At 75.3% G+C, this 24,313-nt stretch carries 16 protein-coding genes; 7 read left to right on the top strand and 9 right to left on the bottom strand.

Annotated features, from left to right (window positions below):
• Positions 1 to 357: 357 nt before the first annotated feature.
• From OG422_RS25045 to OG422_RS25055, 3 genes are all read left to right on the top strand, one after another.
• Complete coding sequence (locus OG422_RS25045) at positions 358 to 3,330, top strand: AfsR/SARP family transcriptional regulator (RefSeq protein WP_405745816.1); 2,973 nt, start codon at positions 358 to 360, stop codon at positions 3,328 to 3,330.
• Positions 3,331 to 3,638: 308 nt separating this feature from the next.
• Positions 3,639 to 4,862, top strand: a complete 1,224-nt coding sequence (gene rsgA, locus OG422_RS25050) for a ribosome small subunit-dependent GTPase A (RefSeq protein ID WP_405745819.1) — start codon at positions 3,639 to 3,641, stop codon at positions 4,860 to 4,862.
• A 106-nt stretch (positions 4,863 to 4,968) separates the two neighbouring features.
• Positions 4,969 to 6,444 carry an Ada metal-binding domain-containing protein gene (locus OG422_RS25055; RefSeq protein WP_405747975.1) on the top strand — a complete coding sequence of 492 codons (1,476 nt, stop codon included), beginning with the start codon at positions 4,969 to 4,971 and terminating at the stop codon, positions 6,442 to 6,444.
• 47 nt (positions 6,445 to 6,491) lie between these two features.
• On the opposite strand, the gene OG422_RS25060 is transcribed toward OG422_RS25055, so the two are convergent.
• Positions 6,492 to 6,974, bottom strand: a complete 483-nt coding sequence (locus OG422_RS25060) for a DUF456 domain-containing protein (protein WP_143944629.1) — start codon at positions 6,972 to 6,974, stop codon at positions 6,492 to 6,494.
• 714 nt (positions 6,975 to 7,688) lie between these two features.
• Here OG422_RS25060 and OG422_RS25065 point away from each other — a divergent pair.
• The 3 genes from OG422_RS25065 (at position 7,689) to OG422_RS25075 (ending at position 11,949) form a co-directional block, all read left to right on the top strand.
• Entirely contained in the window at positions 7,689 to 9,344 is a 1,656-nt protein-coding gene (locus OG422_RS25065) for a protein phosphatase 2C domain-containing protein (RefSeq protein ID WP_405745822.1), read from the top strand.
• Positions 9,345 to 9,555: 211 nt separating this feature from the next.
• Entirely contained in the window at positions 9,556 to 11,298 is a 1,743-nt protein-coding gene (locus tag OG422_RS25070) for a pyruvate dehydrogenase (protein ID WP_143943096.1), read from the top strand.
• Positions 11,299 to 11,475: 177 nt separating this feature from the next.
• A complete protein-coding gene (locus OG422_RS25075) occupies positions 11,476 to 11,949 on the top strand; it encodes an ATP-binding protein (RefSeq protein WP_405745826.1) in 474 nt (157 codons plus the stop codon).
• Positions 11,950 to 12,015: 66 nt separating this feature from the next.
• Here the strand turns inward: OG422_RS25075 and OG422_RS25080 are convergent, their stop codons facing one another.
• From OG422_RS25080 to OG422_RS25100, 5 genes are all read right to left on the bottom strand, one after another.
• Positions 12,016 to 13,131, bottom strand: a complete 1,116-nt coding sequence (locus OG422_RS25080) for a DUF2637 domain-containing protein (protein WP_405745829.1) — start codon at positions 13,129 to 13,131, stop codon at positions 12,016 to 12,018.
• A gap of 184 nt (positions 13,132 to 13,315) precedes the next feature.
• Positions 13,316 to 14,671 carry a ricin-type beta-trefoil lectin domain protein gene (locus OG422_RS25085; RefSeq protein WP_405745831.1) on the bottom strand — a complete coding sequence of 452 codons (1,356 nt, stop codon included), beginning with the start codon at positions 14,669 to 14,671 and terminating at the stop codon, positions 13,316 to 13,318.
• Positions 14,672 to 14,805: 134 nt separating this feature from the next.
• The gene (locus OG422_RS25090; protein ID WP_405745834.1) at positions 14,806 to 16,311 is read right to left on the bottom strand and encodes a DUF6056 family protein; all 1,506 of its coding nucleotides are present in this window, start codon (positions 16,309 to 16,311) and stop codon (positions 14,806 to 14,808) included.
• Between the two features lie 55 nt (positions 16,312 to 16,366).
• Positions 16,367 to 17,809 (bottom strand): glycosyltransferase, encoded by a 1,443-nt coding sequence (locus tag OG422_RS25095; RefSeq protein ID WP_405745836.1) that lies wholly within the window; start codon positions 17,807 to 17,809, stop codon positions 16,367 to 16,369.
• Between the two features lie 460 nt (positions 17,810 to 18,269).
• Positions 18,270 to 19,109, bottom strand: coding sequence for a (2Fe-2S)-binding protein (locus tag OG422_RS25100; protein WP_405745839.1), 840 nt, complete (start codon positions 19,107 to 19,109; stop codon positions 18,270 to 18,272).
• 127 nt (positions 19,110 to 19,236) lie between these two features.
• Between OG422_RS25100 and OG422_RS25105 the strand changes: the two genes are divergently transcribed.
• Positions 19,237 to 20,079: a GntR family transcriptional regulator gene (locus tag OG422_RS25105; protein ID WP_405745842.1), complete on the top strand. Its 843-nt coding sequence runs from the start codon at positions 19,237 to 19,239 to the stop codon at positions 20,077 to 20,079.
• 37 nt (positions 20,080 to 20,116) lie between these two features.
• Here OG422_RS25105 and OG422_RS25110 read toward each other — a convergent pair whose 3' ends face one another.
• The 3 genes from OG422_RS25110 to OG422_RS25120 form a co-directional block, all read right to left on the bottom strand.
• Positions 20,117 to 20,983, bottom strand: coding sequence for a hypothetical protein (locus OG422_RS25110; RefSeq protein ID WP_405745845.1), 867 nt, complete (start codon positions 20,981 to 20,983; stop codon positions 20,117 to 20,119).
• 392 nt (positions 20,984 to 21,375) lie between these two features.
• The gene (locus OG422_RS25115; protein WP_405745848.1) at positions 21,376 to 22,293 is read right to left on the bottom strand and encodes a hypothetical protein; all 918 of its coding nucleotides are present in this window, start codon (positions 22,291 to 22,293) and stop codon (positions 21,376 to 21,378) included.
• 226 nt (positions 22,294 to 22,519) lie between these two features.
• Complete coding sequence (locus OG422_RS25120) at positions 22,520 to 24,172, bottom strand: PucR family transcriptional regulator (protein ID WP_405745850.1); 1,653 nt, start codon at positions 24,170 to 24,172, stop codon at positions 22,520 to 22,522.
• Positions 24,173 to 24,313: the final 141 nt, after the last annotated feature.

The following is a 24,313-nucleotide window of genomic DNA, read 5'->3' on the forward strand; positions in this document are numbered from 1 at the left end:
CGGCACGGCCGAGGCGCGTGCCGCGGAAAACTCGGGACGCCATCGGACCGGCCGCCCGGGCGAGAGGCCCGCGGCGGCGGCGCGGGGGCCGGGGACCCCGGGGCCGGACGCCCGGGAAACGGCTCCCCGCGCGGTGTGCCCACCGGCACCCGGGAGCGCGCCGTGGCGGCGCGCGGCGCACGGCAGGGGCGCACGCCCCATGCCACGCGCCCACTGCCCGCCATCGCCGTTCCCCCAGGCCCCGTCGTCCCCCGTGTCCCCCGTGCCCCCCCCGTGGTGCCGGTGGTGACGCGCCCACCCTTGCGGCGGGCGCTGAAATGCCGATGAAATTCCGTTGAGGACGACAGGGGGACGGGCATGAGCGGAGACTGCGGAACCGTCGGGGAAGCGCGCTGGCGCATCGCCGTGCTGGGGCCGGTACGGGCCTGGCGCGACGGAACGCCGCTGGAGTTGGGACCGGTCCGGCGGCGGGCGGTACTGGCCGCCCTGGTGCTGCGGCCGGACACCCGCGTCAGCCATGAGCAACTGCTCGACGACGTATGGGGCGCGCAGCCACCGCCCTCGGGCCGCCGGGTCCTGCCCAGTTACGTCTACCCGCTGCGCAAGGCCCTCGACCCGCCGGGCACCCCACCGGCGCGCTCGGTGATCCGCAGCGACCGCGGCGGCTACCGCTTCCACACCGACGGCGTCCGCCTCGACACGGCGGAGCTGACCGCCCACGCCGACGCCGCCCACCGCGCCTGGACCTCCGGTGACCCGGCCACCGCCGCCGACCGCTTCGCCGAGGCGCTCGCGCTCCTCGGCGACGAGCCCTTGACCGGCCTCCCGGGCCCCTTCGCCCACGCCGAACGGCAGCGTCTCGCCCGGCACCGCCCCGCGCTCCAACGGGACCGGCTGGCCTGCCTGCTCGACCTCGGCCGGCCCGCCGAAACCCTCGACGGCCTCGCCGCGCTCTGCGCCGCCGACCCGTACGACGAGGCGCTGGCGGCGCTGCGGATGCGTGCCCTGTACGGCAGCGGACGGCAGGCCGCGGCGCTCACCGTCCACCAGGAGATGCGCACCCGGCTCCGCGACGAACTCGGCGTCGATCCGGGCGAGGAGCTGCGCCGCGCCCACCAGGCGGTGCTGCGCCGCGACGACGGACAGCTGCGCGGCCCCCGCCCACCCGGCGCCATGCCTCCGCCCGGCCCGGCGCCGCGCCCCCGCCACGTCGTCGACGACCTGCCCGCCGGACCCACCCGCCTCATCGGCCGGGACCCCGAACTCGCCCTGATCGGCGAGGAGTTGGTGTCCGACGGTGTCACCGTCCTTGCGGTCGACGGCGTCGCGGGCGTCGGCAAGAGCGCCTTCGTCCTGCACACCGCCCAGGCCCTCCGCGACCGCCACCCCGACGGCTGTCTCTTCGTCGACCTGCGCACCCACAGCGCCGGTCAACGCCCCCTCGCCCCGCAGCGGGTGCTACGACGGCTGCTGCGCTCGGTCGGCGCGTCCGGCAGCGAGGTCGCCGAGGACCTCGATGACCTGACCGCCGCCTGGCGGGCCGCGACCAGTGCCCTGCGACTGCTCCTCGTCCTCGACGATGTGCGGAGCGCCGAGCAGATACGGCCGCTGCTGCCCGCGGGTCCCGGCAGCACGGTGCTCGTGGCGGGCCGCCGACGGCTCCCCGGGCTCGACGCCGACCGCCGCGTCACCCTCGAACCCCTGGGCGGCGGCGACGGCCTGACCCTCCTCCGCGACCTCGTCGGCGCCGCCCGCGCCGACCGGGAACCGGCCGCCACCCGGCAACTGGTCCGCCTCTGCGACGGCCTCCCGCTCGCCCTGCGCATCGCCGGTGCCCGGCTCCAGACCCGCCCCTCCTGGACCCTCACATCCCTGGTGGAACGGATGGCGGGCGACGAACGGCGGCTGGGCGAACTGCGCGCCGGGGACCGCAGCGTGGAGGCCGCCTTCCGGCTCTCGTACGACCATCTCGCGCCCGAGCAGCGGCGCGGCTTCCGGGCACTCGGCCTCGCCCCGACCGTCGAGTTCGACGTCCTGACCTCGGCGGCGATGCTGCACCGGCCGCCTCAGGAGGCCGAACGCCTCCTGGAGAGCCTGGTCGACGCGAGCCTGCTCCACCAGCCGGGGCCCGGCCGCTACCGCCTGCACGACCTGGTACGGGCGCACGCTCGGCGCCTCGCTGCGGAGACCCCCGACGAGTCCGCCGCGGCCCGTACCGCGGGGCTGCGGCTGTACCTCGACGCGGGCCGCATCAGCAGCGACTGGGGCCCCGACGGCTTCCCCACCGGACCGCGGCCCGGCGACGCCCCGTTCGCCGACTGGCAGGACGCGGACGGCTGGCTGGACGCGGCGGGTGGTGAACTCGCCGACGTGGTCGCGCACGCGGCGGCGCTCGGCGAGGCCGACCAGGCGTGCTGGACCGCCGAGGCCCTGAGCGACTACTTCGCCCGCCGGGGCCGCTACCACGAGTGCCGCGGCGCGCTGCGCACCGCGCTCGCCCAGGCCGACGCGTCCGGCGACCCGCGGATGCCCGGGGCGCTGCGCAACTGCATGGGCATCACCGACGTCTACCAGGGCCGCCACGACCAGGGACGCGCCTGGTTCACCGAGGTGCTGCAACTCGACGGCGTCCGCGCGGACCTGCGCGAACAGGCGCGGGCCCTCGGCGGGTTGGGCGCCGCCGAACTCCACGCGGGCCGCCCCGACCACGCCCTCGTCCACCTCACCGCCGCACTCGCCGCCGCCCGCCGCCTGGGCGACAACTGGCTCAACGCCATGGGCCTGTGCGTCCTCGGCGCCCTCCATCACACCCGGAGCCGCCACGAGCAGGCGCTGGCCTGCTACACGGCCGCCCTCACCCACGCCGAGGCCAACGGCCGCCCCCGCATGATCAGCAAAACCCTCGCCTCCACCGCCGACGTCCACCTCGACCTCGGCCACTTCGGCGAGGCCCGCGCGCTCTACCGGCACGCCGCCGACCTGGCGCAACGCTCCGGCGACGTTCTGCTGCACGCGATCATCCTGACCCGCATGGGCTCCGCCGAACACGGCGCCGGAAACCTGCCCGCCGCCACCGCCCTCCACCACCAGGCCCTCGCCCGCCACCGCACCCTCTCCCCGCTGTCCGAACCCCACCGCGACCGCCTGGAGAGGGACATCCGCTACCGCCTGGGCCGCACCTACTCCGCCGCGGGCCGCGTCCCCGAGGCCCGCGAACAGTTCCGCACCGTCCTCACCCTCCCCGGCGCCGACGGCCATCCCGACCAGCGCGCCCTGGCGTTGGAGGCGCTGCGGGAGAGCGGGGCGGAGGGGAGGGGGGAGTTGCCGTGAGGGGGCGCCGGGTCCGGCGGGCCGCCCGCGCGAACGGCTGCGGAGAAAACCGGTGGTGCGTTCGAGCGTCGCAGGGTTACCTTCGAGGCGTTGCGGACGACGCCGACGGGGTGTCGTCGCCGCGTGTGAAGAGGGAGGTGCGGCTGATGGCTGCCGTTGCGAGGGGCATCGCCCCGCTCCAGAAGCTCATACCGTCCACCTCCGTGGCCACCGGCTGATCCACGACCGCCGACAGAAGCCGTCACCTCGCGCCCCTGCCCGCACCCCGGGCTTCAGCGCGCAGCCGGGGCCCCCGCGAAGGGCCTCCTTTGTCTTCCCTCTCTTCCTCTTCGTTTTCTTCCTCCTCTCCGTCCCCGGACGCTTCCCCCTCCCCCCTCGCTGCTCCCTCCGCTCCCCCTTCCGGGCCGTATGCCCCGGGTGCCTCGCCGACGCTCGCCGCGTACGGCTGGGACGACGGGTTCGCGGAGAGCTTCGCGCCGTACGCCGGGCGGGGCTTCGTGCCCGGCCGGATCATCCGCGTCGACCGGGGCCGGGTGGACGCCGTTGTGCCGGACGGTGCCGGAGTGCGGACCGTGCTCGCGGACACCGCGCCGGTGGCGACCGGTGACCCCCTGCGGGTGCCGTGCACCGGTGACTGGGCGGTCATCGACCTGGAGAACGGCCGGGTCGGGCCGCAACTCGACGGTCTCGTACGGGCGTTGCTGCCGCGCCGTACCGCGTTCGTACGGTCGGCGTCGTCGAAGCGGTCGGACGGGCAGATCCTCGCGGCCAACGCGGATCACGCGGTGATCGCGGTGTCGCTCGCCGAAGCGCTCGACCTGGACCGCGTGGAGCGGTTCGTCTCCCTCGCCTGGGAGAGCGGTGCGCAGCCGGTCCTGGCGCTGACCAAGGCGGACCTCGTGGCGGACGGGGCGTGCCCGGCGCAGCTCGTCGCGGACGTCGAGGACGTGGCGCCGGGCGTACGGGTACGGGCCGTCAGCGCCGAGACGGGGGAGGGCGTGCAGGCGCTGGCCGCCGCGCTCGCCACCGGGACCGCGGTGCTGCTGGGCCGCTCCGGCGCGGGCAAGTCGACCCTCGCCAACGCCCTCGCCGGACGGCCCGCGCAGCGGGTCCAGGCCATCCGCGACCGCGATGGCAAGGGCCGCCACACCACCACGACCCGCGATCTGCTGCCGCTGCCCGGCGGTGGCGTCCTGATCGATACGCCGGGGCTGCGGGGCGTCGGCATGTGGGACGCCGGGGACGGGCTCAGCCGTACGTTCGCGGACGTCGAGGAGCGGGCCGCGCGGTGCCGCTTCCACGACTGCGCGCACGGTACGGAGCCGGACTGCGCGGTCCGCGACGCGGTCGACGGCGGCCTGCTCTCCCCCCGCCGTCTGGACAGCTACCGCAAGCTGCAACGCGAGAACCGCCGCATCGTGGCGAAGACCGATGTCCGCCTGCGGGCGGAGATGCGCCGCGAGTGGCGTCTGAAGCAGGCGGAGGGGCGCGAGAGGTCGGCGCGTAAGCGGGGGCCGTTGGCCGGGGGGTGAGCGCCGCCCCGCCCGGCCTCCCGCCCTCCCCCTCTGCGCCGCCCTCACCCCCACGTCCGATTTCCGCCGGTCCGCGGCATGGGGGCGGCGCACACTGGGACACGTGATGGATGACGAGACCAGGTACGAGGCGGTGTCGAGCCGGGACGCCCGGTTCGACGGGGAGTTCTTCTTCGCCGTGACGACGACCGGGATCTACTGTCGGCCGAGCTGTCCCGCGGTCACGCCGAAACGCGCCAACGTGCGGTTCTTCCCCTCGGCCGCCGCCGCGCAGGCGGGCGGGTTCCGGGCCTGCCGCCGCTGCCGCCCGGACGCCGTACCGGGCTCCGCCGAGTGGAACGTCCGCGCCGATCTCGTCGGCCGGGCCATGCGGTTCATCGGGGACGGCGTCGTCGACCGGGAGGGCGTCGCGGGGCTCGCCCGGCGCCTCGGCTACAGCACCCGCCAGGTGCAGCGGCAACTCACCGCCGAGCTGGGTGCGGGCCCGGTGGCGCTGGCCCGGGCGCGCCGCGCGCACACCGCACGGGTGCTGCTCCAGACCACCGCGCTGCCCGTCACGGAGCTGGCGTTCGCCGCCGGGTTCGCCAGCATCCGGCAGTTCAACGACACGATGCGGGAGATCTACGCCGGTACGCCGCGCGAGCTGCGCGCCGCCGCACTGCCCGGCCGCGCCCGCACCGGCACCCGGCGCGCGGCGGACGGCCCCGCGCCCCACGGCATACCGCTGCGCCTGGCCCACCGCGGCCCGTACGCCGCCGCCGAGATCTTCGACGTCCTCGCCGCGGGGGCCGTCCCCGGGGTGGAGGAGACGGTCGGCCCGCGCGGCCGCCGCACGTACCGGCGCACCCTGCGGCTCAGCTACGGCACCGCCATCGCCGAGGTCGACGAGGCCACCGGCGGCGCGGTCCGGCGGCGGCCACGCGCGGGGGAGAGCGGGCCGGAGCGGGCCCCGGACGGCGGCGGCTGGCTGGAGTGCCGGCTGCGGCTGACCGACCCGCGCGATCTGGCCACCGCCGTGCAGCGGCTGCGGCGCCTCTTCGACCTGGACGCCGATCCGTACGCCGTCGCCGAGCGGCTGGGCGGCGATCCGCTGCTGGGCCCGCTCGTCGCCGCCTGCCCGGGGCTGCGGTCACCGGGCGCGGCCGACCCCGAGGAGCTGGCCGTCCGGACCGTGCTCGGCGGGCCCCCGGAGCGCGCGGCGGCACTGGTCGCCGCCCACGGCAAGCCGCTGGATGCCGCCGACGGCGGGCTCACCCATGTGTTCCCGGCGCCCGGCGAACTCCTCTCCGCCGAGGTCGGCGCGCCGGTACGGGCGCTGTGCGCGGCGCTCGTCGACGGGACCCTCGACCTCGGCGCGGGCGCGGACCGCGCCGCCGCCGAAGGGGTCCTGCGGGCACTGCCCGGGGTCGGCGCACGGGCCGTCGGCCACCTTCGGATGCGGGCCCTGGGCGACCCGGACGCGGGCCCGGACGGCGCGCCCGAGGCATGGCGGCCGTGGCGCGCCTACGCCCTGCACCACCTGTGGAACGCGGACCGCGTCCCGCCCGGCGCGTTCGCGCTGCCCGCGCTCGCCGCCCGGTGACCGCTAGGGCGTGTCCGTAAAGTCCCGCCCGGCGCGCGGCCCGCGCCTCACCCCGCGAACACCACGCCCGCCCACGCGCCCACCACCAGCAGGCAGGCGAACAGTTCCACCAGCACGCTCAGCCCGACGGCGCGCATCGCCGTACGGGTGGCGGCCCAGGCGTCGCCGTGGCTGCCGAGCCGGACCCGTTCCAGCAGGTAGTGCGCGCCGAGGGCGCAGAGCGGGGCGCCGATCACCGGGATCACGAAGAATCCGGCGATCCCGGCGGCGCCGGAGAGGAACAGCACGCGGTACGGGGTTCCCGCGGCCCGCAGATTGCGCGTCGGCAGCAGAAACTTCACGGCCTGCTGGAGCAGGAGCAGCGCGGTGGCGGCGATCAGCACCGTCCACGCCACCGACGTCTGCTCCGTCATCGCCCACCACAGCACCCCCGCCCAGACGATCGGCGTCCCGGGGACGCCGGGGACCAGTACCCCGAACAGTCCGAGCAGCAGCACCAGCCCGACGGCGAACAGCTGCCACCCGCTCATACGACGCCCTCGCCGGGCCCGGCCGCCGCCCCCGCCACGGCGATCCCCCGGTCCGGCACGCTGCGCACGCTCATGGCCCAAGCCTGCCGGACGTGACCCGAACGCGCTCCCCGGACCGGTCCCACCGGGACGCCGGGCGCCGCCCCGCGTGGTACGCGCCCGGCCCGGCCCGCCGCGGGACGCCTCGTCCGCCCCGCCGCCACCCGGCCGGGGCGCTCCGACGCCCGGGTGGGCCGTCCGGCGGAACGTCCGGGCGAACACCTCTTCGCGCTCTGTTTCCCCGCCGCCGGCGCGTGGACAATACGGCGCATGAACCAGCAGGGCGCACCATGCCGCGGGCCGGAGGACGACTGGTGGCGGCAGCTTTACGGCGACATCCGACCGGACCGGGACCATCCGGGCGCATCCGGTCCCGGCACCATGGCCCCGCGACCGTACGCACCGAGCGACACGGGTCCGTCCGGCGCCACGGACACCCTCGATGAACGGGTCGCTTCGGCGCTTCGGGCGCTGAGTGCGCCGTCGGCTGCGTCTTCGGCCGCGCCGGGCGCTCCTGGCCCGGCCGCCTCTGTGGGGGCGTCGATTCCGGGTCCGGCTCCGGCCGCATCGGCTCCGGGCCCGGGCGAGTCGGCCCCGGCCCCGGTCGCGTCAGCTCCGGCTTCCTCCGGGGTGCCGTCGGTTCCGGGTCCGGCTGTGGCGTCCCCGGATGCGCCCGTGGCGCCGCCGGATCCTGCCGTGGCGGGCCGGGAGCTGCCCGTCGCGAGGGGGGAGTCGACCGCTACGGCTCCGTCGCTCTCCGTCCCGGCGCCTCCGGTACCGGTGGGCGAGGCGCCTCGCCCGGCCACGCTTCCGGCCGTCGGACTGCTCCCGCCCGGGTTGCTGCCGCCGGACGAACTGCCGGTCGGTCTGTCCGCCGCCGATGCGCCACCGTGGCCGTTCCGGGCCGGAACGCTGCCGCCCGGGTTGCTGCCCCCGGAGGAGCTGCCGTCCGCTCGGCCTGACGCGGGCGCCCGCACGTCGCCCGTAGCGCGGCCGCTTCCGGTCGAGCGGCCTTCGACCGGGCGGGCCGAGGCCCTTGCCGAGCCGTCATCTGTTGGGGCGTCACCCGCCGAACCACCCCCCGTTGCTTCGGCACTTCCGGAGGCGACGGGCCCGGAGTCCGCGCCGCGTGCCGAGGCGGCGCCGGACGCCGAGGACGTATCGGGGGCCGGAGCCGTACCGGAGGCCGAGGACGGACCGCAGACCGAGGGAGGGGCGGAGGCCGAGCCGGGTACCGCGTCTGCGCCGGGTGCGGAGACCGTACCGGCCGGTGAGGCGGCCCCGGCCACCGAACTCACCCCGGACAACGAAGCGGCCCCGGCCACCGACCCCATCCCGGACGGCGAGGCCCCACCCCCCACACAACCCCCCACCGTCCACCACCCCACCTACATCGGCCACCGCCCGCCCACCTACGCGGCCGAGCCCGTGGCCTTGCCCGTTGCGGATCCGGCGGCGCTCGGGGAGTTGGTGCCGGACACCGTGCTGGACGGGGCGCAGTACGGCTCGCTCACGCTTCGTGCCGTGTCGCAGCGTGGGGACTCGGCGCGTTACCGGGGTACGCCGCGCCGCGATGCCCTGCTGCTGGCGCGGTTCGGTACCGGTGCGCACTCCTTGATCCTGGCGGCTGTCGCGTCCGGGCCCGCCGTCGGGGACCCGCGCGCGGCGCACGACGCCTGTGCCTGGATCGGCGGGGCCGTGGCCCGCAGTTGCACCCGACTGGTGGAGGACCTGCGAACGGACCACCGCAGCGCCCTGCGATCGGGGCTCCAGCGGCTCGCCGACCGCGGCTACGGCAAGCTGCGGGCCCGCACCGCGGGGCCCGGCGGTGTACCGGAGTCCCCGGCCGCCGTGCGCTGTCTGCTGCTGCCCGCCGATCCGGCGTGCCGGACGCGGGTCTTCTTCGGCGTCGGCGAGGGCGGATTCCTGCGGCTGCGTGACGGTGTGTGGGAGGACCTCGAACCGTCCGCGCCTGGTCAGGAGGAGTTCGCGCCCCACGACGGACCGTCCGCGTCCGGCCACCGGCCCTCCGCGGGCGTCCCGGCCCCGCCGGGCTCCGCCCCCGGCCTGGAATCGTCCGGCCCGCGCCGTGCGCCCGGTCCCGCGCCGTTCCTCTTCACGACCGTCACCGGGCGGCGCGGTGACGCCCTGCTGCTGTGCAGCGCCGGGCTCGCCGAACCGCTCGCCGACGAACCGGCCCTCGCCGCCCACCTCGCCACCGATTTCTCCGGCCCCCAGCCGCCCGGCCTGACCTCCTTCCTCGCCTCCGCGCAGGTCCGCGTCAAGGGTCACGCCCGCGACCGCACGGCCGTCGGGGTGTGGGACACGTAGCGCACCGCACGGGCACGGAGGGCCCGTACGACACGTAGGACAGGTACGGGCGCGGCGGCCCCACCCGGCCGTACGCCCCGCGCCGCGACGGCCCCGGCCGGGCGCGACACGGACCGTCCGACCGGGTGGCACCGGAGGCGCCGCCCGCCGCCTCATGGGTTCATGGCAGGGAGATACGGCCCACCGACGGCGGCGAAGGAGCGAGCGCGACATGGCGAAGCAGACCGTGGCCGAGCAATTCGTGGACATCCTGGTGCGTGCCGGGGTGCAACGGCTGTACGGCGTCGTCGGCGACAGCCTCAACCCCGTCGTCGACGCGATCCGCCGCTCGCGGGCCATCGACTGGATCCAGGTGCGGCACGAGGAGACCGCCGCGTTCGCCGCGGGTGCCGAGGCGCAGGTCACCGGCAAGCTCACCGCCTGCGCCGGGTCCTGCGGGCCCGGCAACCTCCACCTCATCAACGGGCTCTTCGACGCCCACCGCTCGATGGCCCCGGTCCTCGCGCTCGCCTCGCACATCCCCTCCAGCGAGATCGGCACCGGCTACTTCCAGGAGACCCACCCCGACCGGCTGTTCGCCGAATGCAGCCACTACAGCGAGATGATCTCCAATCGGCAGCAGATGCCGCGGGTCCTGCAGACCGCCATCCAGCACGCCGTCGGCCGCAGCGGCGTCTCCGTCGTCTCGCTGCCCGGCGACATCGCATCCGAGGCGGCGCCCGACCGCGCCATCGAACACGCCCTGGTCACCGCGCGGCCGTCGGTCCGTCCCGGCGACGCCGAGATCGACCGGCTCGCCGAACTCGTCGACGCGGCGGGAAAGATCACCCTGTTCTGCGGCAGCGGCACCGCGGGCGCCCACGCCGAGGTGATGGAGTTCGCCGAACGCGTCAAGGCGCCCGTCGGCCACGCCCTGCGCGGCAAGGAGTGGATCCAGTACGACAACCCGTACGACGTCGGCATGAGCGGACTGCTCGGCTACGGCGCCGCGTACGAGGCGACCCACGAGTGCGATCTGCTGATCCTGCTCGGCACCGACTTCCCGTACAACGCGTTCCTCCCCGACGACGTGAAGATCGTCCAGGTCGACGTCCGGCCCGAACACCTCGGCCGTCGCTCGCAGCTCGCCCTCGGCGTCTGGGGCGACGTCCGCGAGACGCTGCGCTGTCTGACGCCCAAGGTGCAGATCAAATCGCAGCGCGCCTTCCTCGACCGGATGCTCAAGAAGCACGCCGACGCGCTGGAGGGCGTGGTCAGCGCCTACACCCGCAAGGTCGAGAAGCACATCCCGATCCACCCGGAGTACGTCGCCTCCGTCCTCGACGACGAGGCCGACGACGACGCGGTGTTCACCGTCGACACCGGCATGTGCAACGTGTGGGCCGCCCGCTATCTGACGCCCAACGGCCGCCGCCGGGTGATCGGTTCGTTCACCCACGGCTCCATGGCGAACGCGCTGCCGCAGGCGATCGGTGCGCAGTTCATCGACCCCGGGCGGCAGGTCGTGTCGATGTCCGGCGACGGCGGCTTCACGATGCTGATGGGCGACTTCCTCACGCTCGTCCAGTACGGCCTGCCGGTCAAGGTGGTGCTGTTCAACAACTCCTCGCTCGGCATGGTCGAGCTGGAGATGCTGGTCGCGGGCCTGCCGTCGTACGGCACCACCAACCAAAACCCGGACTTCGCCGCCGTCGCCCGCGCGGCGGGCGCGCACGGGATCCGGGTGGAGAAGCCCAAGCAGCTGCGGGGCGCGCTGCGCGAGGCGTTCGCGCACCAGGGGCCCGCGCTGGTCGACGTCGTCACCGACCCCAACGCGCTGTCCATCCCGCCGAAGGTCAGCGCCGAGATGGTGTCCGGCTTCGCGCTGTCCGCCGGGAAGATCGTGCTGGACGGCGGCGTCGGGCGGATGCTTCAGATGGCGCGGTCCAACCTGCGCAACATTCCCCGTATGTGACGCTCTGTCATGCAAGAGATGAACGTCGAATGTCCGGATCGCGGTGTTCCGTGTGCGGCCCGGCGCCCGGTGGGGTGGACCTGTGAAAGTCGAAGCATGTCGCCTTTCCCCGTGGGCATGCATCTCCGTGAGGCTGTTCGAGAGAGCCGGTGGGACATCTGGGGGGCGGGGGAGAGGATGCGTCAGCCTGTGCGGCGCGAGGACGGCGAGCGGCACGGTGCGGCGGCCGAGGGGGGCCGGGGCACCACGGTGGTCGCCCGCGCACCAGGAGTGCTGGAACGAAGAATCCGCCCCGCCGATCTGGGGGCGGTCGCGGAAGTACGGCGCGCGTTACGGGAGTTGCTGCGACGCTGGGACGATCCGGCGCCCGCCGGGCTCTGTGACACGGCGGCGCTGTTGGTCAGCGAGCTGGTGACCAACGCCCTGGTGCACACCACCGGCGGCGCACTGCTCACCGCGACGGTCACCGACCGGCTACGGGTCGAAGTGCGGGACTGCGCGTCCGCCCGCCCCGAGCCGCGCCCGCCGACGGGCGACGGCACCTCGGGCCGGGGTCTGATACTCGTCCGCTCCCTGGCGGACGCCTGGGGAGTGCGGCCGCATGCCCTCGGCAAGAGCGTCTGGTTCGAGCTGGGCGGCGGACCGGCCTAAGGGTGTCCGCTGGGCGCGTCTCCCGGTCTTCGTGGGCCTGTGGCCCGACGCGGTCCGCCGCACCCCTCAGCCGAACTGCCGCTCGATCTCGGCGAGTTTCTCCTCCAGGGAGTCCAGCCGCGGCAGCGTCTGGGTGTCGTCCTCCGCCGTCAGGTCGACGGTCTGCGGACGGGCGGTGGCGGACTGCCGGGCGGCGTCGGCCTCGGCGCCGTTGACGGCCTTCAGCGCCGGGCGGGCGTGCGACGGCAGTTCACCGGCGGGCGCCTGCCGGCCCTCACCGGCGGGCAGCGGCTGCGGCTCACCACTCGCGGCGCCGGGTTCGGGCAGCGTCTCGGCCGGGGTCCCGGACGGCTCCACCGGCAGCTGCCGCGCCGCCCGGCGCAGGCCCCAGGACCGGTGCTGCCGGTTGAGCGCCCTGATCCGGGCGCGGTCGAGGCGACCCTGATCGCGGCGGCGCATCCGGCGCTGCGCCTTCTCCCGACGGTCCTCCCGGACCTCGTCCACCGCCTCGTCCAGCGACCGCACCCCCTCCAGCAGCATCAGCGACCAGGCGGCGAACGTCTCCCGGGGCGCCCGCAGCCACCGCACCACGCGGATCTGCGGCAGCGGCCGGGGCACCAGGCCCTGCTCCCGCAGCGCCGCGCGCCGGGTCTGCTTCAGTGCCCGGTCGAAGAGCACGGCCGCCGACAGCGACATCCCGGCGAAGAACTGCGGTGCGCCCGCGTGGTCCAGGCCCCGCGGCGCGTGCACCCAGTTGAACCACGCGGCCGCCCCGGCGAACGTCCACACCAGCAGCCGCGAGCCGAGCGCCGCGTCACCGTGGCTGGCCTCGCGCACGGCGAGTACGGAGCAGAACATCGCCGCGCCGTCGAGGCCGAACGGTACGAGGTATTCCCAGCCGCCGGAGAGGTTGAGGTTCTGCTTGCCGAAGCCGACCAGACCGTGGAAGGACAGCGCCGCGGCCACCGCCGCGCAGCAGAACAGCAGCAGATACGAGGCCATGGCGTACACGGTCTCCTTGCGGCGGCGGCGCTCCTCGCTGCGCTCCCAGGAGTCCTCGCCGGACGACGAACGGTTCGCCGCCCGCCTGCTGAACAGCAGGACACCCCCGGCGGTCAGCACCCCGGCGAGCAGCAGCGCCCCCGGAACCAGCCAGTCCAGCGCCGTGTCGGTCATTCTCATTCGGGGATCCTTCGGGTAGTGGTACGCGTTTTCGCGCGCCACCTTGACGGAAGTCGCCGCCCGCGCCCCGGGATTCGGGACAAGTGAACGCCAAGGGGTGCAAGGAGTCCCGCCCTCGTCGGCGTGTCCGTCGAACGTACGTAGCTGTGCGCCGAGTGGTGTTCGATGTGCGGGAGGCGGCGGTTCAGTGGCGCCAGAGGAGCTCCGGACGGTACGGCGTGCAGGGGGCCAGGCGGAGGCGGGGCGCGGGCAGGGCCATGTCGTCCTGGTACAGGCAGCGGTCGCCGGAGCCGATCCGGCCCTGACCGTCGGTCCACCACGTCCGGCCCGGCGGCCCGTCGCACGGTGCGAGGCCCGGCGCGGCGGCGGCGATCAGGCAGAGGTGCCCGGCCGCCGGACGCAGCCACCCGCCGGGCCCGAACGTCCACGACTGGCCCGGGGAGCCGTCGCACGGCCGGGTCCGGGCGGCCGGGGCGCCGCCCGCGTCCAGGCAGCGTTCCACCGCGCCGCGCCGGTCCGTGCCGCCGATGCCCGACATGATCTCGCCGCCTCGCGGCTCCCGGTGCGTCCGCGGGTACTCCCGGCGCAGCCACCCCCGGTACAGGCCCGTCGGGCGCGGGGCGGGGCAGCGGAGCGGGACGCAGGTGACGCCGCGCAGATACGCGTCGAACGCCGCCGTCTTCCGCGCCTCCTGCTCCGGCGTCAGGTTGGCGGGCAGGGTGGTCAGCGGGTAGCCGAGGTACGCGCGGACGTCGGGGTGGCCCTGGACGGCGAAGGCGGCTCGCCGGAAGTAGCGGGCCGCGATGGCGTGGTCGCTGTGGTCGGCGAGCCGGTCGGCGGGGGCGCCGAAGCGCGTGCCGTCGAAGTCCAGCGTCCGGAAACTGTCGGCGTCCCCCTTCCCGGCCAGCGCGGCCAGCGCGGCCAGCGCGTCGACGAGGGAGCTGTCGGTGTACGCGCGGGTGCCGTCGGTGGAGTGCAGGACGCGGTGTTCGCCGCGGAAGAGCCTCAGCAGGCTCTGCCGGTGGTGGGCGGCGCTGCCCTCGCCGTACGGGAAGCCGTCCGGCAGGCCGAAGAACGTCAGGCGGACCTCGGGCCGTCCGGCGAGCGTGAACGACGGGATCCGCGTCGCCCGCACCGTGAGGTCGTCGCGCCGCCAGACGTTCCGGGCACCGGCCAGCTTGGCGTAGGCGGCGCGGACTCCGTGCTCGCGGTCGAGGACGTAGCCGCCCCGGGGCGCCGCGTGGCCCGCGTCTCCGGTGGTCAGATAGACCGTGTGGACCGGACACCGCGCGGTGAGTAACTGCTGGATCTGCGGGGTGACGAAGAGCAGATCGTCGTCCTCGTGTGCGACGCCCACCAGCGTCCGGTGGCAGGGCGCGGCCCGGTCGCCGCCACGGGACTGCGCCGGATCGCCCGTGGCCGTGGGCCCCGTGGGCGTCAGCAGGGCGGTCAGCGTCAGGGCGAGGAGCAGCACGATCGCCGTCACCCCGAGGGGGCGGGGACGCGGGCGCCGTCCGGCCGTGCGGGATCCGTCAGCCATGCGCCCTCCCGGTGTGCCTGGACGGCCGTCGCGCAGGGGCGGGCCGCCGGAGGGAGCGTCCCGCCACGGCCGGAAGCGAAAACCGGCGCGCCGCGGCGTTCACCCGGGCGGCCGCGGCGCCGCCGCACCGGCCGTCAGGGCCGCCGGGTCCCGAGGGTGACATGGTCGACGCGGTAGTAGTCCGCGACGCACGCCGCCGACCAGCGCGGGGTGCCCCGCTTGTCGAACGGCTCCGTCATCTCGGCGATGACCAGTGGGGTGTACGGCACCGTCCGCGCACCGGCGGCCGCCTCGGCGCGCAGCGACCGGTCCTGACGCTCCCACGCCTGCGCCCGCGCCCGCATCGCGGTGTCGAGATGCGCCACGGAGACCAGCAGCGCGGCGCAGACCACGCCGCACAGCGCCGCGGCGGCCGCCAGTGGCGGGCCGGTCCGTGCCGCGCGCCGCCGTACGGCGCGGCCCAGGAGCGTGCCCGCGCCGACGAGCAGCACCAGGTAGAGGAGGACGAAGTCGTTCCAGATGCGGGTCGAGGACGTCACATGGCCGCCGAAGACGGGATACGCCAGCAGCGTGCACAGATAGCCGGAGAGCAGGAAGACCACGCCACCGGCGGCGGCCAGTGGCGCGGCGCCGCACGGCGGGCGGGGCGGGCCGTCACCGGTGGGCCGGGTGAGCAGGGCGAGCAGCGTGCCGACGGCGACGGCGGCGAGGTACGGCCAGTTCGTCAGCAGCATGCCGAGGATGCGGGCGAAGCCCTCCAGGGCGCCGAGCAGCGAATCGGGGGCGACCATCTCCGCGGTGCCCGCATCGTGCCGCTCGCGGCGGATCCGCAGACCCGGGGAGGTGTACAGCAGGACCCCGCCGATCAGACAGCCCGCGAGGCCCGCCGCGCACCAGCGCCGCAGAAAGGGCCGCATCCGCTCCCCGGCGATCCGTTCGGCCAGCAGCCAGGCCGCGGCCAGCACCAGCACGGCGACGACGGTGGTCTCCTCCGAGAGCATCGCCATGACGACGCCCGCGACGAGGACGGTGCCCAGCGCCAGCCGCCGCCCGGTGCGGGTCCTGGCGCGCAGCAGCGGCAGCGCCGCCGCGCAGGCGAGCACCGGCGGCAGGGTGTGCGACACCGACGCGGCGGGCCAGAAGAACGTCTTGTACGTGTTCCGGGAGGCGAAGAGGAAGAGCGCGGTGACGACGGCGGCGACGAGCGGCGCGGTCCCGGCGGGCGCCGTCAGGGCGGCCCGGCGCAGCGCCGCCGCCGTCACCGCCCACAGGATCCCCAGCATGAGCACGCCGCTGACCAGCGGAAACCACTGGTGGCCCGGTACGTCGAACGTGGCGTACGCCCCGACCAGCAGGGCGTTGACGATGCGCCCGTTGTCCTTGGCGTAGAAGGTGTCGACCAGTGCGGAGATCCCGCCGTCGCGCACCACGGGCAGGAAGCACCACTCGTCGCCGCTCGGCCGCACCCAGCGGCCCGACCACGAGGCGGCGGTGAGGAGCGTCAGCGGTGCGAGGGCGAGGAGCGCCACCCAGCGGCCGCCGGGCCGTGCGGCGGGCTCCGGCGTGGCGGCCCCCCGTACCGGCTGCGGCGCCGGGCCCGGTTCGTGGGGGACGGTGGTGCCGGTGGCGCGGTCGGCCATGGCGGTACTGCCTTTCGACGTCGCCGCCCGCGCGGGCGGCCGGTCCGTGAGGTGGTCAGCCCGTTTCGGGCCGGTCGGCCGGACGCCCGAGCGGCGCGGCCGTCCGGCGCGGGGGAGCGGACGCCGCGCCGCCCGAGGTGATGGCCCACCGGGCGAGCAGGAAGGTGACGGGGGTGACGAGGACACCGGCGGCGAGCGCGGCGAGGTTCCGGTCCATGCCGAACCGACTGACCGCGACGTAGAGCAGGGCGCCGGAGGCCACCAGATTGAAGAGGCTCGACAGCGGATAGCGCGCGAGGCCACGCCAGGTGGGCCGGGTCCGGCAGGTGAAACGCGAGTTGAGCAGGAACGACCCGACGGTGCTGACCGCGTAGCCCAGGATGTGCGCGGCGAGATAGGGGATGACGCGGTTGAGCGCGGCGTAGAGGGCGAGGTACACGGCGGTGTTGGCGCAGCCGATCAGCACGAACGCCGCGAACTGCCGGGGGGCCGTGCGCTGCGCGGGCTCCGGCACGGCCGCCGCCGAATTCGCCGTCGTCGGTACGGTCACGGGTACCGGATCGGCCGCCGGAAGGGCGTCGGTCTCGCGTACGACATAGGGCGGCCGGCGTTTCGCCTCGTGGTAAATGCGGCCCACGTATTCGCCGATGACCCCGAGGGTGACGAGCTGAATTCCGCTCAGTGCCACGATGGCGGTCAGCAGCGTCGCATAGCCGGGCACGTTCGCGCCGTTCAGCGCGACATTCGCGACGACCCACAGGGCGTAGGCGAGTGCCGAGAGGAAGACCCAGAGTCCGGCGTAGATGGCGACGCGGAGCGGGCGGTTGTTGAACGAGAGGAGGCCGTCGATGCCGTAATTCAGCAGTCTTCTGCTGCCCCATTTCGAACATCCGGCGGCGCGTTCGGCATTGCGGTACCGGAAGGTGACCGTATCGAATCCGATCCAGGAGAAGATGCCTTTCGAGAAGCGGTTGTTCTCCGGGAGCGTCAGGACGCTGTCCACCGCGCGCCGCGACAGCAGCCGGAAGTCCCCGGCGCCGTCGACCAGTTCCACGTCCATGAAGCGGCGCACCAGGGCGTAGTAGGTGCGGCTGAGCGCGGTGCGCACCAGTCCGTCACCGGCGCGGTCCCGCCGCGGGACGACCTGGTCGTAGCCGTGCCGTTGGAGGGCGACCATCCGCGGGATGAGCTCCGGCGGGTGCTGGAGGTCGGCGTCCATCAGCACCACCGCCCGGCCGCGCGCCATGCGCAGCCCCGCGAGCATGGCGGCTTCCTTGCCGAAGTTCCGGCTGAAGAAGGTGTAGCGCACGCGGGGGTCGGCCGCGGCGAGGGTGCGCAGCAGCGCTCCGGTGCGGTCGGCGCTCCCGTCGTCCACGTAGCAGATCTCGAAGGTTTCCCCGGTGCGGTCGAGGGTGGCGACGACCGCCACGTGGAACTTCTCGATGACCTCGGCCTCGTTGAAGCACGGCACCACAACCGAAATCTGAAGAGTGGTCACCTTGCTCTCCTCGCATCGGAACGGATGGATTTCCGTACCGGATCGGGCCGTGTGCCGCGGCGGAACGGGTGGGTGCCGGAGCCCGGGAACGCCGTTGCGGAATGCGGGTGATGCCCCCTGCGTTCCGCCGAATGGCGCGGGCGGCCCGGCTCCCCTTCGCACCCCACGGCCGCATCTAATCACTGAACGCGCCCCACGCGTTCGCCACACGCCACCGGGTGCCGGGCTGACCCGATCGGCTCAATCGCCGCCCTTTCCCGGCGAGGACGGGAAAGGGCGCGGAGAATGATGTACGGAGAGGGAAAGCCTTTTCCACCGTGGAGAGTTGGGGAAGCGCCGCAACGTAGTGAGGGGATTTTCCCCGGCGGAGCGGAGCGGCGCGGCGGCCCGTCAACCAGGACAGGATCAGGCGGAGTTCGGCGGCGGTGGTGCCGCTTCCGTACGGGCGGCTGACCCGGGCTCAGGCGGTGGCGGTCAGCCGGGCGACGCGGTCGGTGTCGCAGGTGCGGGGGCAGGTGACGCAGGTGTCCTCGGGCCGCAGCGTGTAGAACATGCAGCAGCTCGCGCGGTCCCGGGTCGGCAGCGCCTCGCCGCCCGGCCCGGTCAGCTCGCGGAACGCGGCGGAGCCGACGTACGGGGCGGTGGCGCCGGGCAGCAGCCGCTCCAGCTCGGCGACGGCGCGCCGCTCCTCGCCCAGCAGATGCCCGAGGTACCACAGGCCCTCGACGATCTCGTCGGACGCCATGCCCCACAGGGCGCGCGGGCCGCGCCGCATCCGGCCGCGGAAGCCGTTCAGCACCGGCCCCAGATGCCCGGCCACCGCCTCCCGCACCGCCCCGCGCAGCGCCTCCTCGTCGGGCACCACCCGCGCCCCGGGCAGCTCCGCCGCCGGGTCCCCGGGAAGGCACGCGAACGAGCGCACGCGTACTGCCATCCGGCCCTGCTCGCGGTGGAAGGCGACATCGGCGACGGGCAGCGACGGCACCCGGCGGTGCAGGAACCAGGGCAGGGTGATCAGCAGGCAGGCGGGCCAGGCGTAACGGTGCAGCGCGAAGGAGGCCACGACGTCGGGCCGGGCGCGGGTGCCGTAGTCCCGCTGGACCTGCGCGTCGTCCCAGGCCAGGAAGGTGTCCAGGTCCTCGCCGCCGGTCGCCAGGGCCGCGGCGCCCACCCAGCCGTCGCCGTCCGGCAGGGCGGCGTCCGCCTCGGTGACCCGCAGCGAGGGGAAGACCTCGGTCAGCTGGGCGTAGGCGCCGGAGAGCGGGGAGGCGGGGGCGGACGTGGCGAGGGCAGAGGGCATGCGAAGACCACCGAATCGCGATCGTTAGCAGGTAAGGCTTACCTTAGCGGAAGCCTACCCGTGGGGCGCGAGCTGGGAACCTTCGCCGCCGCCGCCTAAAGTTCTGGGAATGTCAGGAGGTACCCCCATGGAAGGCACCCCCGTGGAACAGGCCGGCGCGGACCACGGACCGGCGGCCCGCCCCCGGGTGCCCGCCCAAGCCGGTCCCGTCGCGGATCAGACCGTCCCCGCCACGGACCGGGCGGCGCCCGCCACGCACCGGGAAGAGCAGGCCGCCCCCCGGAGAGCCGTCCCCGAACAGCCCGCCGCGCCCCGCCCCGAGCCCGCGCCGCCCCTCGTCCGGCCGCGAAGGCACTCCGTGCGCGCGCAGATCCTCGCGGCGCTGCGGCAGTCGCTGCTCGCCGGGGAGCTGACGCCGGGGGAGGTCTACTCCGCTCCCGCGCTCGCCGGGCGGTACGGCGTCTCGGCGACCCCGGTGCGGGAGGCGATGCAGCAACTCGCGGGCGAGGGCGCCGTCGAGGTGGTGCCCAACCGCGGCTTCCGGGTCGCCGAGCACAGCGTCCGCGACCTCGCCGAGGTGGCGGAGGTCCGGGCGATGCTGGAGATCCCGGCGGTGATCCGGCTGGCGGGCGCGGTGCCGTGCCCGGAGCGGTGGGTGGGGCTGCGGTCGCTGGCCGCCGACGGGGTCGCGGCCGCGGCGCGCGGCGACCGCGCCGGGTACGCCGAGGCGGACCGCGCCTTCCACCACGACCTGATGTCCCTCACCGGCAACCGCCGGCTGGTGGCGGTCGTCGACGATCTGCTGCGCCGGGCCCGGCGCCCGGCCGGCGGCCCCCGCCCGCGCCCGGCGGAGCTCCAGGCGGACGCCGCGCAGCACGTGACGCTGGTGGACGCGCTGTCCGCCGGTGAACCGGAGCGCGCCGAACGCGTCGTCCGGGCCCATCTCTCGCTCGCCCGCCACCGGTTCTGAGGCGCCCGGCCGACGGTCCGGCCGGGCGCCCGTGCGGTCAGTCGGTCACCAGCTTCTCCAGCGGGAGCGCGGCGACATCGGCCGCCGGACGGGAGAGGTAGAGGTCGGCGTGGTAGAAGCCGTCGGCCTCCTTGCCGGTGGTCGGCAGGGAGTGCTCCGCCAGCGCCGCGAAGGCCGCCCGCCGCTCGTCGTCGTCCGCGAACCGGCGCTGACGAAACGTTCGGGCGGGCAGCTTCTCCGTCACCAGCCCGGCGCGCGCCAGCAGGGCGGACACCGGGCCGTACGAGACGGTCCGCAGCACGAATGCGGCGACCCACGGCGGCGCGGTCACGGAGTCGAGGAGATGCCCGAACGTGCGGGCCGTGATGTAGCCGACGCCGCCGGTGACGGTGATCAGATCGGTACCGGCGAGCGCGGCGCGCAGCGCGGCGGTGGGCCGCCCGGTCTCCAGGTTCTCCGCGAAGCCCGCGTCCAGCAGACCGGCCTCGCGTCCGTAGCGCACGGCCCGGTCCGCCGCGTCGATCCCGGTGAGGTGGACCGCGTCGGCCCGGCGCCTGGTGGCGAAGTACGCGCGGTCGTCCGCCGCCCGCCCCCCGCCGTTCGGCCCGGGGGTGGTGTAGCGGGCGTAGAGGTCGGTGAGCGTCAGATGGTGGTTGAGGAGGGCGGCGTTGATGCCGTACGAGCAGCACAGGTCGACGACGCGCAACGGCGGCCGGTCCGCGCGGTGGCGGCGCAGGGCGTCGGTGGCGGCGCGGAACACCGCCTGGCCGTGGTGCGGGATCTGGTAGTCGAGCGGCTGGAGCGTCGTGAAGTAGCGGCGTGGATCCGGGCAGTTGTAGATCGCCTCGAAATCAGCCTTGCCCCAGTCGGACGAGGTGGTGGAGTGGTGCGCTTCAGTTGCCACGGATGCCTCCTGAAAGCTCTGCCGAAGGGCGGGGACCCGGACCAGCATCCAGCCCCGATCCCGGGCCGACACCGTCACTTGCGGCCATTTTCGGCGCTCCGGCCCGGCGCCGGGCCGCCCGCGGGGGCCGTCGGGCGCGGGCGAGGTGCCCTGGCAGCGCGGGGGCGACGGCCCGCCGCGGCGGCCGTTCCGGCCCCGCCGCCGTAGGATTTCGGCCGATGACGGCGCGGACGGGCATGGCCGACGCCAGGGGGTTGACGGGGTGGGTGCGGTGGCTCATGGGGCGGGGCGTCACGGCACTTGGGGCGGCGGGCCGCGGTGCCCGGGGCGGGTGCGCCGCCGTGCCGGGGCCGGAGGCCGGGCCCGTCCCGGCGGGGCGTTTCCGCCTCCCGTCACACAGGCGGCTCGCCCCCGTCCGCGTCCTCCTCGTCCAGGAGCGCACGGGGAAAGCGACCGGTGAGCCAGGTGGGGAGGCCGCCCATGAGGCGGAAGAGGCGGGCGGCCTCGGTGAGCAGGTGGGCGGCGTCGGCCTCCGGCGCCGCGTCCGCCAGGGCGACCAGCGCGGGCGCCGTGCCGACCAGGAAGCCCAACTCCTCCCGGATCCGCAGAGATTCGGTGAACCCGTGCCGCGCCTCCGCCAACTCCCCGTCCCGCAGGGCGAGTCCGGCGAGATGGCGCCAGGTGGCGGAGAGCAGCAGAGTGTCCCCGGCGGCGGTGGCGCCCGCGTGCGCCCGGCGGTAGGCGGCGCGCGCGGACTGCGGGCTGTCCGCGACGTGTTCGGACATCAGGCCGCGCCGGAAGTCCAGCAGCGGCCGTCCGGGCGCGCCGGGCGCGAGGAGCGCCGCCGACCGGCCCAGCGCGGAACGGGCCTCGTCGGCGCGGTCGCGGACGCCTAACACCGTGGCGGTGTAGGCGAGATGGCCGCGTTCGCAGGCCGCGCCGCCGCGCTCCGCGTCGTCGGAGGCGAGTGCCTCGGCGGTGCGCAGCGCGTCCTCCGCCGCCGCCCACCCCGCGGCGGTGTACATACAGCGCTCCACCAGGAGGGCGGCGCGGTGCAGCGCGACCGGTGCGCTGCGGGCGGCGTACGGCTCCAGCAGCGCCGCCGCATCGTCCCAGCAGCCACGGGAGCGCAGCCGCCACACGGCGCGGTCGAGCGGGTCGTCGCCGGGCGTGCGCACCGCGGGGACCGGGGGCGGGGCCGGGGCCCGGCGGGCCGCTGCCGAAGTCGTGGATCGCGGGGATACGGGGGACGCCGGGGCGTCCGGGGATCCCTCGGGTTTCGCGGATTTCGGCATAGCGGGATCCGCCACCTTGCCCTCCCGAGCGCGCCATTGAGCTGGAAATGGAAGCCGTGGCCGAAGCCGTGGGCGCATCTCAGCACGGATTCCGTGGCGCGGCCAAGGGTCCGGGTGAATGTTTTCACAAACGCCCGAAACCGCTCCGGTCCCGGGAAACGGCCCGTGAGCACCGGGGCGCCGGACCGGGCGGTACGGATTCCGTGGAGTCAACGGGCCGTGGCGGCGGGCCCGCCCGGCCTCAGCTCATCCGCAGCGCCAGGAAGAAGTCGAGCTTGTCCTCCAGGCGGGAGAGGTCACGGCCCGTCAACTGCTCGATGCGGCCCACGCGGTAGCGCAACGTGTTGACGTGCAGATGCAGGCGTGCGGCGCAGCGGGTCCACGATCCGTCGCAGTCCAGGAACGCCTCCAGGGTGGGGATCAGTTCGGCGCGGTGGCGGCGGTCGTAGTCGCGCAGCGGGTCCAGCAGCCGCGCGGTGAACGCCCGCCGTACGTCGTCGGGGACGAACGGCAGCAGCAGGACGTGCGAGGCCAGTTCCTCGTGACCGGCGGTGCAGACCCGGCCGGGGCGGGCGGCGGCCACCCGGCGGGCGTGCCGGGCCTCCTCCAGGGCGCCGCGCAGCCCTTCGGCGGAGTGCACGGGCGCGCTGACGCCGATCGTCAGGCGGCCGTCGTCGGCCAGCCCGCGGCCGAGCGGTTCCCCGACGGCGGAGAGCAGCGCGGTGGCGTGCAGCCCCTCCCCGTCCCCGTCGGCGGTGGGGGGCAGCGGGACCAGCGCCACCGCCTCGTCGCCGGTGTGCGCCACGGCGATCCGTTCGGACGGCTCCGGTCCGGACGCGCCGGGGGCCGCCAGCACCTCCTCCAGCAGGGCCTGCGCCGCCGGGCCGCCCGGCCCCTCGTCGCCGTCCCGTTCGACCTGGGCCACCACGATCTGCCAGCGCGGCGCGGCGCTCGGGCCGGGCAGCAGCACCGGGACCGCCAGCCGCAGCCGGGCCGCGATCTCGGTGGGCGCGGCGCCCGTCTGGACCAGCTCCAGCACCTCCTGGGCGAGCCGCCGCCGCACCGTGCGCGCGGCGTCCCGCCGCTCGCGTTCGACGGCGATCAGCTGGGTGACGCCCTGGAGCAGGTCGAGCCGCTCGGCGGGCCAGTCCGCGATGTCCGCCTCGACGGCCAGCAACCAGTCCGACAGCAGCGTCTCGCGCGCCTCGCGGCCCTCCTGCCGTACGGGGAAGAGCGCGTACGCGGTGCCGTCGAGGGTGACGCGGTACGGGCCGCGGCGGCCCTCGCGGGAGGCGGCCAGATGGGCTCCGGCCAGCCGCGCGCCGATCCCTTCGGGCAGCTCGGGACCCTGATCGGTCAAGGTGGAACCGGCGATCCGCCGGCCGGTGGGGGAGAGCACCCAGGCGCGTAGATCGAGGTCGGAGCCGAGGAGGTCCAGGACGGCGTCCGGGCCGCCGCCCGCCGGGCCGGAGGTCATCAGGCGGCGGTGGCGGTCGACGACGGCGGCGAGGTCACCGGCGCGTTCGGCGGAGACCTGCCGGACGACGTACTCGGTGAGGGAGGCGAACGAGACGGCCTCGGTGACGGAGAACAGCGGCAGCCGGTGCCGGGCGCAGGCCCGCACCAGGTCCTCGGGGACGGAGCCCAGCTCCGCCTCGCCCGCCGCCAGCCCGGCGACGCCCTCGGCGGCCAGGATGCGGACGAAGCGCTCGGAGTCGCCCGGCTCGCGGCGCCAGGCCAGGCCGGTCAGGACCAGTTCGCCGCCGGAGAGGTAGCGGCTGGGGTCGCGCAGGTCGGTGGTCATGACGCCGCGTACCGCACGCTCCAGCTCGTCCTCGCCCCCGAGCAGGCTCAGGCCCAGGGATGCCGTGTCCAGGAGTGCGCGGAGCCGCATGACCTCGCCCGCCGATCTGTGCTGTGTGGTGGTGCCGAATACCGCGAGGTGTACCGACCCCGCCTTTCGTTCGAATCTACAAGACATGCCGCGTGGCCAGCCAACCGCTTCATGTTTTCGGTGACTGCACCCCGGGGCGCG

Origin of the sequence: Streptomyces sp. NBC_01525 (genome assembly GCF_045040405.1) — a bacterium.
Lineage (GTDB): Bacteria > Actinomycetota > Actinomycetes > Streptomycetales > Streptomycetaceae > Streptomyces > Streptomyces benahoarensis.